Genomic DNA, 16246 nt, shown 5'->3' on the forward strand with positions numbered 1-16246 from the left:
CGACAATGCTGTCACTCGATCAACGCCGGAGCGTTCATGTCATCCCAGCAACACGCCGCACAATCCGCATCAACGTTGCAGTCCGTTCCCTCCTACCTGAATAAAGACGATCTCGGCCCGTGGGGCAACTACCTGCGCCAGGTGGACCGTGTCGCGCCGTACCTCGGCTCCCTGTCCCGCTGGCTCGAAACCCTGAAGCGCCCGAAGCGCATTCTGATCGTCGATGTGCCTATCGAACTCGATAACGGCACGGTCGCGCACTTCGAAGGCTATCGCGTGCAGCACAACGTGTCGCGTGGTCCGGGTAAGGGCGGCGTGCGGTATCACCAGGACGTGACGCTGTCGGAAGTGATGGCGCTGTCGGCGTGGATGTCGGTGAAGAACGCTGCTGTGAACGTGCCGTACGGCGGCGCGAAGGGCGGTATCCGTGTCGACCCGCGCACCTTGTCGCGTGGCGAGCTGGAGCGCGTGACGCGCCGCTACACCAGCGAAATCGGCATCATCATCGGACCGAATACCGACATCCCCGCGCCGGACGTGAACACGAACGAGCAGATCATGGCGTGGATGATGGACACGTACTCCATGAACCAGGGCCAAACGGCGACGGGCGTGGTGACCGGCAAGCCGATCGCGCTGGGCGGTTCACTGGGCCGCCGTGAAGCAACCGGCCGTGGCGTGTTCGTGGTTGCCTCCGAAGCCGCGCGCCGCATCGGCGTCGACATCGAAGGCGCGCGTATTGCCGTGCAGGGCTTCGGTAACGTGGGCGGCATTGCCGCGCGCCTGTTCCAGGAAGCGGGCTCGAAGCTGGTCGCGGTGCAGGATCACACCGGCTCGCTGTACAAGTCGACCGGTATCGATGCGGTCGCGCTGGCGGACTACGTGGCGAAGAACGGCGGCGTGGGCGGCTTCCCGGAAGCCGATACCATCGCGAACGACGAATTCTGGAAGGTCGAATCCGACATCCTGATTCCGGCTGCGCTGGAAAACCAGATCACCGAAAAGAACGCGGGCAGCATCAAGACGAAGATCGTCGTGGAAGGCGCCAACGGCCCGACCACCACGGCAGCGGACGACATTCTGCACGATCGCGGCATCCTCGTGATTCCGGACGTGGTAGCCAACGCCGGCGGCGTGACGGTCTCGTACTTCGAGTGGGTGCAGGACTTCTCGAGCTTCTTCTGGACCGAAGACGAGATCAATCAACGTCTCGAACGCGTGATGCGTGAAGCATTTGCCGCCGTGTGGCAAGTGTCGAGCGAACAGAAGGTATCCGTGCGGACCGCGGCGTTTATCGTCGCGTGTAAGCGGATCCTGGAAGCGCGCGAACTGCGCGGTCTGTACCCCTGATCTGATTGCGTGAAACGGCGGGTCCGCTACCTCGCGGACCTTGCCGAACCTTGCTTCGACGCGGTTCAAAAGACCGCGTGTCTGACCCGGCGGGCGGCATCGTATCGATGCCGCCCGCCTTCGTATATCCGGAAAGGTTGACTGACTATCCCGCAAGCGCTGTCTACAGCGATAATCCGCGTAGCGACGCCGCCGGGGCGGTCACCTTGAGGCACGCACAACAAACATGGTTTATAGCAATACTTTCAGAATAATTACTTTGCTAAACTGGCGCCGGTTCTTGCCAAGGAGATCACACATGAAGGTTAAAAAAGCTGCGCTGCTGCTCGCGACTCTCGGACTGTTTACGGTCGGCGCGCACGCGCAAGACGCTGGTACGCTGAAAAAGATCAAGGACACGGGCGTCATTTCGCTGGGTCACCGCGAATCGTCGATCCCGTTTTCGTATTACGACGACAAGCAGAATGTCATCGGCTACTCGCAAGAATTCGCGCTGAAGGTGGTTGAGGCGGTCAAGCAGAAGCTGAACATGCCGAACCTGAAGGTCAAGCTCACGCCCGTCACGTCGCAAAACCGTATTCCGCTGGTGCAGAACGGCACCGTCGACATGGAATGCGGCTCCACCACGAATAACGCCGAGCGTCAGCAACAGGCTGCCTTCTCGAACACGATCTTCGTGATCGGCACGCGTTTGATGACCAAGAAAGACTCCGGCATCAAGGACTTCGCGGACCTGAAGGGCAAGACCGTCGTCACGACGGCCGGCACCACCTCCGAGCGCCTGCTTCGCAAGATGAACCAGGACAAGAGCATGGGCATGAACATCATCAGCGCGAAGGATCATGGCGAGTCGTTCCTGACGCTTTCCACCGGCCGCGCTGCCGCGTTCATGATGGACGACGCGCTGCTGGCAGGCGAACGCGCCAAGTCGAACACCCCGGGTGACTTCGTGATCGTCGGCACGCCGCAATCGCATGAAGCGTACGGCTGCATGATTCGCAAGAACGATCCGGAATTCAAGAAGGTGGTGGACGACGCAATCGCGAAGGTCGAAACTTCGGGCGAAGCCGATGCGATCTACAAGAAGTGGTTCGAATCGCCGATTCCGCCGAAGGGCCTGAACCTGAACTTCCCGGAAAGCGATGACATCAAGGCGCTCTACAAGAGCCCGAATGACAAGGCAATCGATTAAACCTTAGCTGTTTTTTTGAAACGCCAAACGAGACGGAAGGGGCCGCGCGCTTCTTCCGTTTCTTTTTGCTGGAGTCTTCGTCATGTCATATCACTGGAACTGGGGCATTCTGCTGAGTCCGGTCTCTACCGGCGAGCCGACCACCTACCTGGGATGGCTGCTGTCCGGCTTCTGGGTGACGATTACCGTGTCGCTGTCGGCATGGGTGATCGCGCTCATCGTCGGTTCGTTTTTTGGCGTGCTGCGCACGGTGCCGAACAAATGGGCGTCGGGTATCGGCACGCTGTATGTCGCGATTTTCCGCAACATCCCGCTGATCGTGCAGTTCTTCATCTGGTATCTGGTGATACCGGAGTTGCTGCCGGCCTCGATCGGCAACTGGTTCAAGCAACTGCCGCCGGGTGCGCAGTTTTTCTCGTCGTCGATTATCTGTCTCGGGCTCTTCACTGCCGCGCGCGTGTGCGAGCAGGTACGCTCGGGCATCAACGCGTTGCCGAAGGGCCAGCGCGCCGCGGGTCTGGCCATGGGCTTCACGCAATGGCAGACGTATCGCTACGTGTTGCTGCCGGTCGCGTACCGGATCATCGTGCCGCCGCTTACGTCCGAGTTTCTGAACATCTTCAAGAACTCGGCGGTCGCGTCGACCATCGGTCTGCTCGACTTGTCGGCTCAGGCGCGGCAGCTCGTCGACTATACGTCGCAGACGTATGAGTCGTTTATCGCGGTCACGCTGGCGTATGTGCTGATCAACCTGGTCGTGATGCAACTGATGCGCTGGGTCGAACACAAGACCCGGTTGCCCGGCTATATCGGAGGTAAGTGATGCATCATTTCGACTGGAGCGGTATTCCGGGCGCACTGCCTACGCTATGGACCGGTGCTATCGTCACCATCAAGATCACGCTGCTTGCAATCGTGATCGGCATTATCTGGGGCACCATTCTCGCGATCATGCGGCTCTCGCCGTTCAAGCCGTTCGAATGGTTCGCGAAGGGTTATGTCACGATCTTCCGTTCGATCCCGCTGGTGATGGTGCTGCTGTGGTTCTTCCTGATCGTGCCGCAGGTGCTGCAAAACGTGCTGGGCCTGTCGCCGGATATCGACATCCGGCTGGCTTCGGCAATGGTCGCTTTCTCGCTGTTCGAGGCCGCGTACTATTCGGAAATCATCCGCGCCGGCATTCAGGCGGTGCCGCGCGGGCAGGTGAATGCCGCGTTCGCACTCGGCATGAGCTACCCGCAGGCAATGCGCCTCATCGTGCTGCCGCAGGCGTTCCGCGCAATGGTGCCGCTGCTGCTTACCCAAGGTATCGTGCTGTTTCAGGATACGTCGCTCGTCTACGTGATCAGTCTCGCCGACTTCTTCCGCACCGCCACGAATATTGGCGACCGTGACGGCACGAATGTCGAAATGGTACTGTTCGCGGGCGCGTGTTATTTCGTGGTCTGCGTGATCGCGTCGAGCCTCGTCAAAGGTCTTCAGAAAAAGGTCGCAAGATGATCTCTATCAAGAATGTTTCGAAGTGGTACGGTCAGTTTCAAGTGCTGACGGACTGCACGACGGAAGTCAAAAAAGGTGAAGTGGTGGTGGTGTGCGGGCCGTCGGGTTCGGGCAAGTCCACGCTGATCAAAACCGTCAACGGCCTCGAGCCGTTCCAGAAGGGCGAGATCGTTATCAACGGCCAGTCGCTGACCGACAAGAAAACCAATCTGTCGAAGCTGCGCGCGAAGGTCGGCATGGTGTTCCAGCACTTCGAGCTGTTCCCGCATCTGTCGATCGTGCAGAACCTGACGCTCGCGCAGATCAAGGTGCTCGGCCGTTCGAAGGACGAAGCCACGGCAAAGGGCTACAAGCTGCTCGATCGCGTCGGTCTGCGCGCACATGCGGATAAGTTTCCGGGGCAGTTGTCGGGCGGTCAGCAGCAGCGTGTGGCGATTGCACGCGCGCTGTCGATGGATCCGATTGCGATGCTGTTCGACGAGCCGACTTCCGCGCTCGATCCGGAAATGATCAATGAAGTGCTCGACGTAATGGTCGAACTCGCGCAGGAAGGCATGACGATGATGTGCGTCACGCACGAAATGGGCTTTGCCAAGAAAGTCGCGCATCGCGTGATTTTCATGGACAAGGGCCTGATCGTCGAAGACGACAGGAAGGAAGACTTCTTCGCGAATCCGAAGTCGGATCGTGCGAAGGACTTTCTGGCGAAGATCCTGCACTGAGGGTGTTGTTGGGCCGCGCGGGTTGGTTGGCGTGGCCTGGGCAGAAAAAAAGCCGCTTCGAAAGAAGCGGCTTTTTTGTATCTGATGACGTTTCAGGCTTTCGCGAACGCCGCGCGGCGCGGATCAGGATTCGAAAGCCGCGGCGTCGTCCGCCGCTTCAAGGTCGACCTCGGCCGTGGCCACCGCCTCAACCGAGGCCGCAACCGTAGTCGCCGAAGCCGACGCATCCAACGCCGGATTGCGCAGCTTCTCCAGCACCGAAGCCGGCACCGGCACGTTGACCCGCCCGATCACTTCGCCGTGCTGGAACATCAGCAGATCGCCCGGTTTGAAGGCGGACCACACTTCGTTATCGGTGAGCGGCTTGGTTGCGATCACGGCGACGCGGTCTTCCGGCGTCGTGTACTTGGCGAAATCGATCGACACATCCGCATCGACCAGATGTGCAGTCGAGAACGGCCAGCGCCGCACAATGTAATGCAGATGCGTCGAGCAATGCGCGAACAGCGCCTGGCCGTTCGACATCAGGAAATTGAACACGCCAAATTGCGTGATCTCGCGCGTGAGGGATTCGAGCGCCGCGAACAGTTCTTCCAGCGGCGGCTGGCAGCCGGGAAAAGCCTTGCGCAAACCTTGCAGCAACGCGCAGAACGCGAGTTCGCTATCGGTTGTGCCGACCGGCTGATAGACGCCGTTTAGCGCCGGTGAATAATCTTTCAGGTCGCCGTTGTGCGCGAAGATCCAGTGGCGTCCCCATAGCTCGCGCATGAACGGATGGCAGTTCTCGAGCAGGATATGCCCTTGCGTCGCCTTGCGAATATGCGCGATCGTGTTTTTCGATTTGATCGGGTAGCGCTTGACCATTTCGGCGATCGGCGAGGTGGCCGACGATTGATGGTCGATGAACAGGCGGCAGGCTTTGTCTTCGAAGAAGGCGATGCCCCAGCCGTCCGCATGGTGATCGGTGACGCCGCCGCGCGCCGCAAAGCCGGTGAACGAGAACGTGACGTCCGTTGGCGCGGCGCAGTTCATTCCGAGAAGTTGGCACATGTTGCAGGTAAGCCTGTGAACGGGACGAGCCGTTACAATGATGATTTTCCAAGCATATCACCGAGCCAGAAGCGCCAAATAGCAAAATTGACGTGTGTTTAGGCTCTAGCGCTGCGATTTGCTGTGATTTGTACCGCTTTCACCACGCCGATCCGATTTATTGCCGCCGAATCTCGTTCCCCTCTCGCCATGACTGCCTCCAACGCCTCCCTCGATTCCGTCGACTCCATCGACTCCATCGACTCCGTTACGCTCGCCCGCCCGGACGACTGGCATTTGCACGTTCGCGACGGCGAGATGCTCGCCGCCGTGCTGCCGGACACCGCGCGCCAGTTTGGCCGCGCGATCATCATGCCTAACCTGAAGCCGCCGGTTACCACGACGGCGATGGCGCAGGCGTATCGCAAGCGCATCGTCGCCGCGATCCCGGCCGGCGCGAAGTTCGAGCCGCTGATGACGCTGTACCTGACCGACAATACGCCTCCCGACGAAATCCGTCGCGCGCGCGAAAGCGGCTTCGTGCATGGCGTGAAACTGTACCCGGCGGGTGCCACGACCAACTCGGACGCGGGCGTCACCGACGTCATGAAGTGCGCCAAAACGCTCGAAGTGATGCAGGAAACGGGTATGCCGCTGCTGGTGCACGGCGAAGTGACGGATTCGTCGATCGACCTGTTCGATCGCGAAAAGGTGTTTATCGACCGCGTGATGACGCCGCTGCGCCGCGCCTTTCCGGCGCTGAAGGTGGTGTTCGAGCACATCACCACGAAAGACGCGGTCGACTACATTCGCGAAGCCGGCGTGGCGCCGGGGCTGCTGGGCGCCACGATTACCGCGCACCATCTGCTGTACAACCGCAACGCGATCTTCCAGGGCGGCATTCGTCCGCACTATTACTGCCTGCCGGTGTTGAAGCGCGAGAGGCATCGTGTGGCGCTGGTCGAGGCGGCAACCTCGGGCAATCCGCGCTTCTTCCTCGGCACCGATAGCGCGCCGCATCCGAAGGGTTTGAAGGAGCATGCGTGCGGCTGTGCGGGTTGCTACACGGCGCTGCATGCGCTCGAACTCTATACGGAAGCATTCGACAAAGCCGGTGCGCTGGACAAGCTCGAAGGCTTCGCCAGTTTCTTCGGCGCGGACTTCTACGGCCTGCCGCGCAGCGAAGAGAAGGTCACGCTGCGTCGCGAGGAATGGACGCTGCCGGCCGAATTGCCGGTCGGCGACACGCCGGTTGTGCCACTGCGCGGCGGTGAATCGATCGGTTGGCGCCTTATCTGAGGTCGCGTTAGATGCAGGTGCAAGAAGCGGCGCGCGTGGCCTTTGGTTTCGCCGACATCGATTGGTCGAAGCCGTGGTTCGCGCAGTTCGCGGCACGCGGCGAGCGCTGGCAGCAGGCCGCGCTTCAAAGCTATACGGCATTGCTCGCTGAGATGAATGCGGATGCGGGCGCGATGCAGCAGCGCACTGGCCGCGGCCAGCGCCTCGCGTTCATCGCGCAGGACGACCTGCCGCCAGGTGCGGCTTACGAGGCGCACATCGCGTCAACCGGTTGCGTGCCGACGCGTCATAACCTGCATGACTTCTTCAACGGGTCGATGTGGTTCGCGTTTCCGCGTATCAAGGCGGCGTTGAACGCGCGGCAGTCGGCGGCGATCGACGTATTGGGCGTTGGACCGACCCGCGGCGGCGTGCGCGACGCGTTGACCTTATTCGACGAGAACGCGTTGCTGTTCGCCTGCGCCGACCCGGCATTGAGCGCGGCATTGCGTGGGTTCGACTGGCAGACGCTGCTGGTTGACCGCCGTGACGCCTGGGGTGAGCGCTGCGAAATCCGTTGCTTCGGTCACGCGCTGCTGGAAAAACTGATCGTGCCGTTCAAGGCGTGCACGGGCCACGCGTGGATCGTCGACGTGCCGTTTGAATACTTTGGGTGGAGCGCCCCGGCGCGTGACGCATGGCTCGACGAGTCCGTCGGCGCGGCGCTCCTGGGCACCGATGCTTTGACGAGCCGCATGTTTGCGCCGCTGCCCGTGTTGGGGATTCCGGGCTGGTGGGCGGAGAACGAATCGCCCGCGTTTTACGATGACGCATCCGTATTTCGTGCGGGACGGCGTTCGCGCTGAAGGCTCGCGGTTCACTCGAACGTGTTGAAGCCGTTCCTTCTTCGCCACAGTGTTAAAATGCGCCCCAGCAAAGCAGGCCAGGCAGTCGCGGCCTCTGCGGCTTCGGCTAAAGAGGGCGAGGAAAGTCCGGACTCCATAGGGCAGGGTGATGGCTAACGGCCATCCGTGGCGACACGCGGAACAGGGCAACAGAAAGCAAACCGCCGATGGCCCGGCGCAAGCCGGGATCAGGTAAGGGTGAAACGGTGCGGTAAGAGCGCACCGCGGCTGCTGCAAGGCAGACCGGCACGGTAACCTCCACCCGGAGCAATTCCAAGTAGGCAGGCTAGCATCTTCGAGATGCAGGACGGGGCCCCCGTCACGTCTGCGGGTAGGAAGCTTGAGCGCGTCAGTAATGGCGTGCCTAGAGGAATGACTGCTACGCGCGTCACGTTTTCGGACGCGGCGCGTGCACAGAATCCGGCTTATCGGCCTGCTTTGCCACCTAATGAAAAATGCCGGCGTTCGCATGGACGCCGGCATTTTGTTTTTGTGCGCGCCTCGGCTGCTTGCGCCGCCGCCGCGCCACGCTCAGCCCGCGACGATATCGAACGAGTGCGTGAGCTCAGCGGTCTTGGCGATCATGATCGACGCCGAACAGTATTTGTCGTGCGACAGATTGATCGCCCGCTCCACGGTTGCCGGGTTCAGATTCTTGCCGGTCACGGTGAAGTGGAAGTGGATTTTGGTGAACACCTTCGGATCTTCGCTGGCGCGTTCGGCCTTCAGCGTCACCGAGCAGCCGGCCACTTCCTGGCGGCTTTTCTTCAGGATCATCACGACGTCGTAGGCCGTGCAGCCGCCCGTGCCGAGCAGAACCATTTCCATCGGACGCGGCGCCAGATTGCGGCCGCCGCCTTCCGGCGCGCCGTCCATCATGACCAGATGGCCGCTGCCAGTCTCGGCGGCGAACGCCATGCCGTCTTGCCCCATCCAGCTAACTTTGCATTCCATGCTGTGCTCCACCGCGCTGTGCTTATATCAAAACGGCATTGTAGCCCGGTGTTTGCGTGTCCGCCCGGAGGGACTTTCGCTGGAACTTATGCCCAATGACTGCTTGCGTGTTGCAGTGCGGCATGTTTCGCGGATTCGGGAATGTCCTGACTGCTTTAGGGGTTTTACTCTAGTCGATGTCCACTCCGGTAGTGGCTTGAAAAAAGTTTTGTGATTGATTTTAAAGGGAATTTTCAGATTTTTGATCTGCGGGGAACGCTACTACATTGTGAAGTCTGATTTCACAATGCAAATGTTCTTGCGTCGCACAAGGGTGCCTCATATAATCGTTTCCATCGGTTGCAGCAGTTCTGCAACCTCCGCTGTCTCCTCCACCTCCTCCTTTGGTGGATTAAACCCGAACCGCTCGTTCGGGTTTTTTTTCGCCCGCGCCCAGGTCCCGTGCCGATGCCGTTCGGTGGGTCACGCGAAACGGCAAATGGTGCGATTCCGCCGCTGCCAAACACGGCTTGCCACCCAAAACCCCGCAAGCTTTGACTTGACGCGACAAATTCCTTTATAATTCAGAGCTTTTCCGCATCCGCGCCCGCGGAGGAAGAACCAGGGAGAGCCTGCACGCGCCTCGATGCGCACACTACAAGCAGGAAAAAAACACATTGGGCGCAGCATTTTTTTTGGATCGATCATGAAGACGTTTTCCGCAAAAGCCCATGAGGTTACGCGTGAATGGTACGTGATTGACGCGACGGATAAGGTTCTCGGGCGTGTCGCCAGCGAAGTGGCACACCGTCTTCGCGGCAAGCACAAGCCTGAATTCACTCCGCACGTCGACACCGGTGATTTCATCATCGTTATCAACGCCGGCAAGTTGCGCGTCACGGGCAATAAGGCTACTGACAAGAAGTACTACCGTCACTCGGGTTACCCGGGCGGTATTTATGAAACGACGTTCGGCAAGATGCAAGAACGCTTCCCGGGCCGCGCGCTCGAGAAAGCGGTCAAAGGCATGCTGCCGAAGGGCCCGCTCGGCTACGCGATGATCAAGAAGCTGAAGGTCTACGCTGAAGCAACGCATCCGCATTCGGCACAACAGCCGAAAGCGCTCGAGATCTAAGGGGAGCCCACATGATCGGTAACTGGAATTACGGCACGGGCCGCCGCAAGAGCGCCGTCGCACGCGTCTTCATCAAGGCTGGCAAGGGCGAGATCATTGTAAACGGCAAGCCTATCGCCGATTACTTCTCGCGCGAAACGTCGCTGATGATCGTGCGTCAGCCGCTGGAACTCACGAACCACGGCGTCACGTTCGACATCAAAGTCAACGTGAACGGTGGCGGTGAAACGGGTCAAGCCGGTGCGGTTCGCCACGGTATCACCCGTGCGCTGATGGACTACGACGCAACGCTGAAGCCGGAACTGTCGAAGGCTGGCTTCGTTACGCGTGACGCTCGTGAAGTCGAACGTAAGAAGGTCGGCTTCCACAAGGCACGTCGCAGGAAGCAATTCTCGAAGCGTTAATCGCTTCGTGTGCGATCCGGCTTTCGGGCTGGAGCGCTGCAAAAGCCGCCAACGCTTTCGCGAAGGCGGCTTTTTTTATGGTTTTTCCGCGTGGGTTGGCGACAACGGTTCTCGCGTTGCAGCGGTGGTTTGGTCCGGTCAGTCAGGCTGACAGCGGCCAGCGCGCCGATCGATAGCGTTTCCTGGAAGAACCCATTGATTTTGTGGGCTTCAGCACGATATTGAGATCAGCCCTACAATAGCGGTTAGAAGCTTTTTGGAGAGTTCGAATGAACGCAGTCACCGACACACCCGTGACCGAGATGCCCGCCCCCTTCGTTTTTACCGACGCAGCGGCTGACAAGGTCAAGCAACTGATCGAAGAAGAAGGCAATGCGGACCTCAAACTGCGCGTTTTCGTGCAGGGCGGCGGCTGCTCGGGCTTTCAGTATGGTTTTACGTTCGACGAAGCCGTCAACGAAGACGACACCGTCATGAACAAGAGCGGTGTCCAGCTGCTGATCGATTCGATGAGCTACCAGTATCTGGTCGGCGCTGAGATCGATTATAAGGACGACATCAACGGCGCGCAGTTCGTCATCAAGAACCCGAATGCGACCACCACGTGTGGCTGCGGCTCGTCGTTCTCGGTTTGACGGCTGGCCGGTTGCGCGGCAGGTTGTAAAAGGAAACGGGGCTTTCGCCCCGTTTTTTATTGGCTGATAAAAACCCCGGGCATCTGGCTTAGCGCGGGTAGATCGCCCCCAGCACGCGTTCCGCTGCGGCGCCAGTGACGGCCGGCAAATTACCCGGCAAGCGCGCCATGCAGCGCATGGCCAGCCACGCGAACGCCAGCGGCTCGACCTGGCTCGGCGGTACACCGAGCGCGTCGGTCGTCATCACGGGCACGCCGCTTACGCCGCTGTCCTCCAAGGCCTGTTGCAGGGCTCTCATAATCTCCGGATTGCGCGCGCCGCCACCACATACATAGACTGCCTTGGCGTCCGATGCATGCCGTTCGATTTCGCGAGCCACCGTTACCGCGGTCAACGCGACCAGTGTGGCCTGGACGTCGGCGGGAGCGAGGGCGGCGAACGGTTGAAGCTTGGCATCCAGCCATTGCGCATTGAACAGGTCGCGGCCGGTGCTTTTCGGCGGTTGCTGCGAGAAAAAGGGTTCGTCGAGCAGCGCGTTCAGCAAAGGCCGGTCGACCTGTCCGCTCGCGGCGAAATGGCCGTTTTCGTCAAACGGCTTGCCAAGATGGCGTTGGGCCCATTCGTCGAGCAGGGCGTTCGCCGGCCCGCAGTCGAACCCGCGCACGCCGCCGGTCGCGTTCAGGATCGTGATGTTGCTGATACCGCCGAGATTACAGACCACCCGCGTTTCGTCTTTCGCGCCGAACACCGTGGCGTGAAACGCCGGCACGAGCGGCGCACCCTGACCGCCGGCCGCGACGTCGCGGCTGCGGAAGTCGGCGACTACGTCGATGTGCAGCATTTCCGCGAGCAGCGCGGGATTGTTGATCTGCCGCGTGTAACCCTTTTCCGGCCTATGGCGCACCGTCTGGCCGTGGACACCGATCGCACGCACTTCCGAGGCCGACACGCGGCTGGCTTGCAGCAATTCGTGGCAGCACACCGTGTAGCGCGTGGCGAGCGCGTTGGCGGCTAGCGCCTCGCGTTCGATTTCGTTGTCCCCCGGTTGTTGAAGCGCGAAGAGCGCTTCGCGCAAACTTGCCGCGAAGCCGACAAACGCCTCGGCCAGCACCACCGGCGGCTTCCCTCGGGCAAATCGGACAGCCACACCGTCGACACCGTCCATGCTCGTGCCGGACATCAATCCAAAGTAGACGCCGTCTGCGGGGTCTTGTGCCACGTTGCTGCTCCTCTTGATGATTCGTTTCGATCTGTTTTAGCAGATTATCGACCCCAGCGCGGTCGAATATAAAGCGGCATGACGCCAATGGCGTGTCGTGATGAGCCGAAATCATGCGTCGGCGGGGCGCATAGGGCCGAGTCTGTGGGCGCGGCGGCGCGCATCTATGGGACAATCTCCTTTTTTCGCGACTTCACGTTTCCAGCATGAGCACCGAGTCCACCAAGTCCAGTCCCGCCTTCCCGATCACCGACGAAGTCCGTCACGCGCTCGCCGTCACCAAACGCGGCGTCGACGAACTGCTGATCGAAGAAGAATTCGCGCAAAAGCTCGCGAAGAGCGCGGCGACAGGCACGCCGCTGCGTATCAAGCTCGGCCTCGATCCGACCGCGCCTGACATCCACATCGGCCACACGGTCGTGCTGAACAAGATGCGCCAGTTGCAGGACCTGGGGCACACGGTGATTTTCCTGATCGGCGACTTCACCTCGCTGATTGGCGATCCGTCGGGACGCAATGCCACGCGCCCGCCGCTCACGCGCGAACAGATCGAGTCGAACGCGAAGACGTATTTCGAGCAGGCGGCACTGGTGCTCGATCGCGACAAGACCGAAATCCGCTACAACAGCGAATGGTCGATGCCGCTCGGCGCCGATGGCATGATCAAGCTCGCGTCGCGCTACACGGTGGCGCGTATTCTCGAGCGCGAAGACTTCACCAAGCGCTTCCAGGGCGGCGTGCCGATCTCGATCCACGAGCTCCTGTACCCGCTGATGCAAGGCTATGACTCGGTCGCGCTCAATGCCGACCTCGAGCTCGGCGGCACGGACCAGAAGTTCAACCTGCTGGTGGGCCGCGAACTGCAGAAGCAGTACGGTCAGGAGCAGCAGTGCATCTTGACGATGCCCTTGCTCGAAGGTCTGGACGGCGTCGAGAAGATGTCGAAGTCGAAGAACAACTACATCGGCATCAGCGAAAAACCGACCGACATGTTCGGCAAGCTGATGAGCATCTCCGACGTCCTGATGTGGCGTTATTTCGAACTGCTGTCGTTCCGTCCGATGGACGAGATCGCCGGCTTTAAGAAAGAGATCGAAGCGGGCCGCAATCCGCGCGATTTCAAGGTGATGCTCGGTCAGGAAATCGTTGCGCGCTTCCACTCGCAAGCCGACGCCGAGCGCGCGCTCGAGGACTTCAATCATCGCGCGAAGGGCGGTGTGCCGGACGATATTCCTGCCGTGACGCTCGCGGGCGCACCGCTTGCCATCGGCCAGTTGCTCAAGCAGGCCAACCTGGTGCCGTCGACCAGCGAGGCATTGCGAAACATCGAGCAGGGCGGTGTAAAGGTCGATGGTACGACCGTGTCCGACAAGGGCTTGAAGGTCGAAGCCGGCGAGTACGTCGTTCAGGTCGGCAAGCGCCGTTTTGCGCGCGTCACGCTGACGGCTTGATGGCCTGATAACGCAGCGATAACGCGATGATGATTCCAGCCATGCAGCAGGACTCGCGCTCGTGATCGCGCTGATCCAGCGCGTGCGGCGCGCGGAAGTGCGCGTGGGCGAGCGCGTGACCGGCGCGATCGGGGCGGGCCTGCTCGCGCTTGTCTGTGCTGAGCGCGGCGACTCGGAGGCCGCTGCAGACCGTTTGCTGGCCAAGGTGCTCGGCTACCGCGTCTTCAGCGATGCGGCCGGCAAGATGAACCTCTCCGTACAGAATCTCGACGGCGCCGGGCGCGCAGGCGGCCTGCTGCTCGTTTCGCAGTTCACGTTGGCGGCGGATACCAACAGCGGCCTGCGCCCTAGCTTCACACCCGCCGCACCGCCCGACGAGGGCAGGCGGCTATTCGACTACTTCGTCTCGGCGGCCCGTACAAAGCACCCAATCGTCGAGACAGGCGAATTCGGCGCCGATATGCAGGTGTCGCTCGTCAATGACGGGCCGGTCACCTTCTGGCTTCAGACCAACGCCTGAATTCCAACGGGCGCAGCCGCGCGCATCCACTTCTCCAGCCGCTTTTTGCGACAATAGCGGCTCGGCATAACCGGCTACTGGCGCCCACGCATCCCATGACCACGCAGATTCTGTTCATCCGCCACGGCGAGACCGACTGGAACCGTATCAAGCGCATTCAAGGCCACATCGACATCCCGCTCGCGACAACCGGCCTCGCGCAGGCACAACGCCTTGCGCGCCGTATCGCGAACGAGATGAAAGAGGGGGCCCGGCTCGATGCGATTTATTCGAGCGATCTGCAACGCGCACAGCAGACTGCGCAGCCGATCGCCGATGCGCTCGGCTTGCCGCTGCAACTGCGTGAAGGCTTGCGCGAGCGCTCATACGGCGCATTCCAGGGGCATGACAGCGACGAGATCGCCGTGCGTTTCCCCGATGAATACGCGCACTGGCAAACCCGCGATCCGGGTTTCGCGCCCCCCGAGGGCGAATCGCAGCGCGTGTTTTACCACCGCGTGCTGCATGCGATCGAACCTCTGGTGGCGGCACATCCGGGCGCGCGGATCGCCGTCGTCGCACATGGCGGTGTGCTCGATTGCGTGCGTCGTTTTGCGTGTGGTTTGTCGCTCGAAGCGCCGCGTGATTATGCGTTGCTGAACACGAGCGTCAACGTGGTGGATTATGCCGACGACGGTAGCAAGGCAACGGTCGCCTCGTGGGCGGATGTCTCGCATCTCGACGCGCCCAGCGCGGACGATAGCTTCAAGCGGGTGCCGGAACCGGGACGTTAAGCGACGCGGCTCCAGCGTGTGGGCCCGTTGCCGGTTGTCGGCGTGACGCTCAGCTCGCGGCCGAATCCCACAGGCCGGGTATGGGGCTCGAAGCGTCCGGCGTGGCGAGGCCGAAATGCCGGTAGGTGAGCAGCGTGGCGACGCGGCCGCGCGGCGTGCGCTGCAGGAAGCCTTGCTGGATCAGATAAGGCTCGAGCACGTCTTCGATCGTGTCGCGTTCCTCGCCGATTGCCGCCGCCAGATTGTCGACGCCGACCGGGCCGCCGTCGAACTTGTGCAGGATCGCTTCGAGTAGCTTGCGGTCCATCAGGTCGAAGCCGACTGCGTCCACGTCGAGCATTTTGAGCGCCGCGTCGGCCACCTGCGCGGTGATGTTGCCGTCGGCTTTCACCTCGGCGAAATCGCGCACGCGGCGCAGTAGCCGGTTCGCGATCCGCGGCGTGCCGCGCGCGCGCTTGGCGATTTCGAACGCGCCGTCCGGGTGGATCTGCGCATTCAGCAACGACGCCGACCGGGTCACGATGCGTGCCAGTTCTTCCGCGTTATAAAACTCGAGCCGCGCGACGATCCCGAAGCGGTCGCGCAGCGGATTGGTCAGCATGCCCGCACGGGTGGTGGCGCCGACCAGCGTGAAAGGCTGCAGATCCAGCTTCACGCTGCGCGCGGCCGGTCCTTCGCCGATCATGATGTCGATCTGATAATCCTCCAACGCCGGATACAGAATTTCTTCGACCACCGGCGAGAGCCGGTGGATTTCGTCGATGAATAAAACGTCGTTGGCTTCGAGGTTGGTGAGCAGCGCGGCGAGGTCGCCGGCGCGTTCGAGCACCGGGCCGGAAGTTTGCCGCAGATTGACACCCATTTCCCGCGCGATGATGTGCGCGAGCGTGGTTTTACCGAGACCCGGCGGGCCGAACAGCAGCACGTGGTCGAGCGATTCCTTGCGGCGCTTGGCGGCCTCGATGAAGATTTCCAACTGACCGCGCACTTTTTCCTGCCCGACATATTCGTCAAGCTGGCGCGGGCGCAACGCGCGCTCGAACGCTTCTTCGTTCGGCGAGACGGGCGTGGCCGCGATGATGCGCTCGGCGGCGAGTTTGTCGGTTTCGATCATGGGCTCATTGTACCGCGCGCCGCCCGTTGCGAAACCCGGCCGAACGGCCAGGGTGTGCATCGCGCCGCCGCATGCGAAGCTCTACC

At 61.2% G+C, this 16246-nt stretch carries 17 protein-coding genes and 1 other RNA gene; 14 read left to right on the forward strand and 4 right to left on the reverse strand.

Features of this window, described 5'->3' with window-relative positions:
• The first annotated feature begins 36 nt into the window (after positions 1-36).
• The 5 genes from PQR67_RS00570 (at position 37) to PQR67_RS00590 (ending at position 4764) form a co-directional block, all read left to right on the forward strand.
• Positions 37-1350: a Glu/Leu/Phe/Val family dehydrogenase gene (locus PQR67_RS00570; protein ID WP_408453014.1), complete on the forward strand. Its 1314-nt coding sequence runs from the start codon at positions 37-39 to the stop codon at positions 1348-1350.
• Positions 1351-1648: 298 nt separating this feature from the next.
• A complete protein-coding gene (locus PQR67_RS00575; RefSeq protein ID WP_408453016.1) occupies positions 1649-2542 on the forward strand; it encodes a glutamate/aspartate ABC transporter substrate-binding protein in 894 nt (297 codons plus the stop codon).
• A gap of 82 nt (positions 2543-2624) precedes the next feature.
• Entirely contained in the window at positions 2625-3365 is a 741-nt protein-coding gene (locus tag PQR67_RS00580; protein WP_408453019.1) for an amino acid ABC transporter permease, read from the forward strand.
• Entirely contained in the window at positions 3365-4042 is a 678-nt protein-coding gene (gene gltK, locus PQR67_RS00585; RefSeq protein ID WP_408453023.1) for a glutamate/aspartate ABC transporter permease GltK, read from the forward strand. The genes PQR67_RS00580 and gltK overlap by 1 nt, the downstream gene beginning before the upstream one ends.
• A complete protein-coding gene (locus PQR67_RS00590; protein WP_408453026.1) occupies positions 4039-4764 on the forward strand; it encodes an amino acid ABC transporter ATP-binding protein in 726 nt (241 codons plus the stop codon). The genes gltK and PQR67_RS00590 overlap by 4 nt, the downstream gene beginning before the upstream one ends.
• Positions 4765-4887: 123 nt before the next feature.
• Here PQR67_RS00590 and PQR67_RS00595 read toward each other — a convergent pair whose 3' ends face one another.
• Positions 4888-5814, reverse strand: coding sequence for a class II glutamine amidotransferase (locus PQR67_RS00595; RefSeq protein WP_408453029.1), 927 nt, complete (start codon positions 5812-5814; stop codon positions 4888-4890).
• Positions 5815-6003: 189 nt separating this feature from the next.
• On the opposite strand from PQR67_RS00595, the gene pyrC reads away from it, so the two are divergent.
• The 3 genes from pyrC to rnpB all read left to right on the forward strand — a co-directional run bounded on the left by pyrC (position 6004) and on the right by rnpB (position 8420).
• On the forward strand, positions 6004-7092 hold the full coding sequence (gene pyrC / locus PQR67_RS00600; protein WP_408453032.1) for a dihydroorotase: 1089 nt from the start codon (positions 6004-6006) through the stop codon (positions 7090-7092).
• A gap of 11 nt (positions 7093-7103) precedes the next feature.
• Positions 7104-7937, forward strand: coding sequence for a DUF3025 domain-containing protein (locus PQR67_RS00605; protein WP_408453035.1), 834 nt, complete (start codon positions 7104-7106; stop codon positions 7935-7937).
• A 69-nt stretch (positions 7938-8006) separates the two neighbouring features.
• Positions 8007-8420: RNase P RNA component class A (gene rnpB, locus PQR67_RS00610), an RNA gene on the forward strand.
• 87 nt (positions 8421-8507) lie between these two features.
• On the opposite strand, the gene PQR67_RS00615 is transcribed toward rnpB, so the two are convergent.
• Complete coding sequence (locus PQR67_RS00615; RefSeq protein WP_408453038.1) at positions 8508-8930, reverse strand: OsmC family protein; 423 nt, start codon at positions 8928-8930, stop codon at positions 8508-8510.
• Between the two features lie 685 nt (positions 8931-9615).
• Here PQR67_RS00615 and rplM point away from each other — a divergent pair.
• The 3 genes from rplM to erpA all read left to right on the forward strand — a co-directional run bounded on the left by rplM (position 9616) and on the right by erpA (position 11083).
• Positions 9616-10044 carry a 50S ribosomal protein L13 gene (gene rplM / locus PQR67_RS00620; RefSeq protein ID WP_007180422.1) on the forward strand — a complete coding sequence of 143 codons (429 nt, stop codon included), beginning with the start codon at positions 9616-9618 and terminating at the stop codon, positions 10042-10044.
• Between the two features lie 11 nt (positions 10045-10055).
• Positions 10056-10448: a 30S ribosomal protein S9 gene (gene rpsI / locus PQR67_RS00625; protein ID WP_007180423.1), complete on the forward strand. Its 393-nt coding sequence runs from the start codon at positions 10056-10058 to the stop codon at positions 10446-10448.
• 269 nt (positions 10449-10717) lie between these two features.
• Positions 10718-11083, forward strand: a complete 366-nt coding sequence (erpA, locus tag PQR67_RS00630; RefSeq protein WP_007180424.1) for an iron-sulfur cluster insertion protein ErpA — start codon at positions 10718-10720, stop codon at positions 11081-11083.
• Between the two features lie 88 nt (positions 11084-11171).
• Here the strand turns inward: erpA and PQR67_RS00635 are convergent, their stop codons facing one another.
• The gene (locus PQR67_RS00635) at positions 11172-12302 is read right to left on the reverse strand and encodes an anhydro-N-acetylmuramic acid kinase (protein ID WP_408453040.1); all 1131 of its coding nucleotides are present in this window, start codon (positions 12300-12302) and stop codon (positions 11172-11174) included.
• Positions 12303-12508: 206 nt separating this feature from the next.
• On the opposite strand from PQR67_RS00635, the gene tyrS reads away from it, so the two are divergent.
• The 3 genes from tyrS (at position 12509) to PQR67_RS00650 (ending at position 15046) form a co-directional block, all read left to right on the forward strand.
• Entirely contained in the window at positions 12509-13753 is a 1245-nt protein-coding gene (tyrS, locus tag PQR67_RS00640) for a tyrosine--tRNA ligase (protein ID WP_408453043.1), read from the forward strand.
• 61 nt (positions 13754-13814) lie between these two features.
• Entirely contained in the window at positions 13815-14273 is a 459-nt protein-coding gene (gene dtd / locus PQR67_RS00645; protein WP_408453046.1) for a D-aminoacyl-tRNA deacylase, read from the forward strand.
• A 95-nt stretch (positions 14274-14368) separates the two neighbouring features.
• A complete protein-coding gene (locus tag PQR67_RS00650) occupies positions 14369-15046 on the forward strand; it encodes a histidine phosphatase family protein (RefSeq protein WP_408453048.1) in 678 nt (225 codons plus the stop codon).
• Between the two features lie 49 nt (positions 15047-15095).
• Here the strand turns inward: PQR67_RS00650 and ruvB are convergent, their stop codons facing one another.
• On the reverse strand, positions 15096-16160 hold the full coding sequence (ruvB, locus tag PQR67_RS00655) for a Holliday junction branch migration DNA helicase RuvB (RefSeq protein WP_408453051.1): 1065 nt from the start codon (positions 16158-16160) through the stop codon (positions 15096-15098).
• Positions 16161-16246 lie beyond the last annotated feature (86 nt).

It is taken from the genome of Paraburkholderia fungorum, from assembly GCF_046026025.1.
GTDB lineage: Bacteria > Pseudomonadota > Gammaproteobacteria > Burkholderiales > Burkholderiaceae > Paraburkholderia > Paraburkholderia fungorum_E.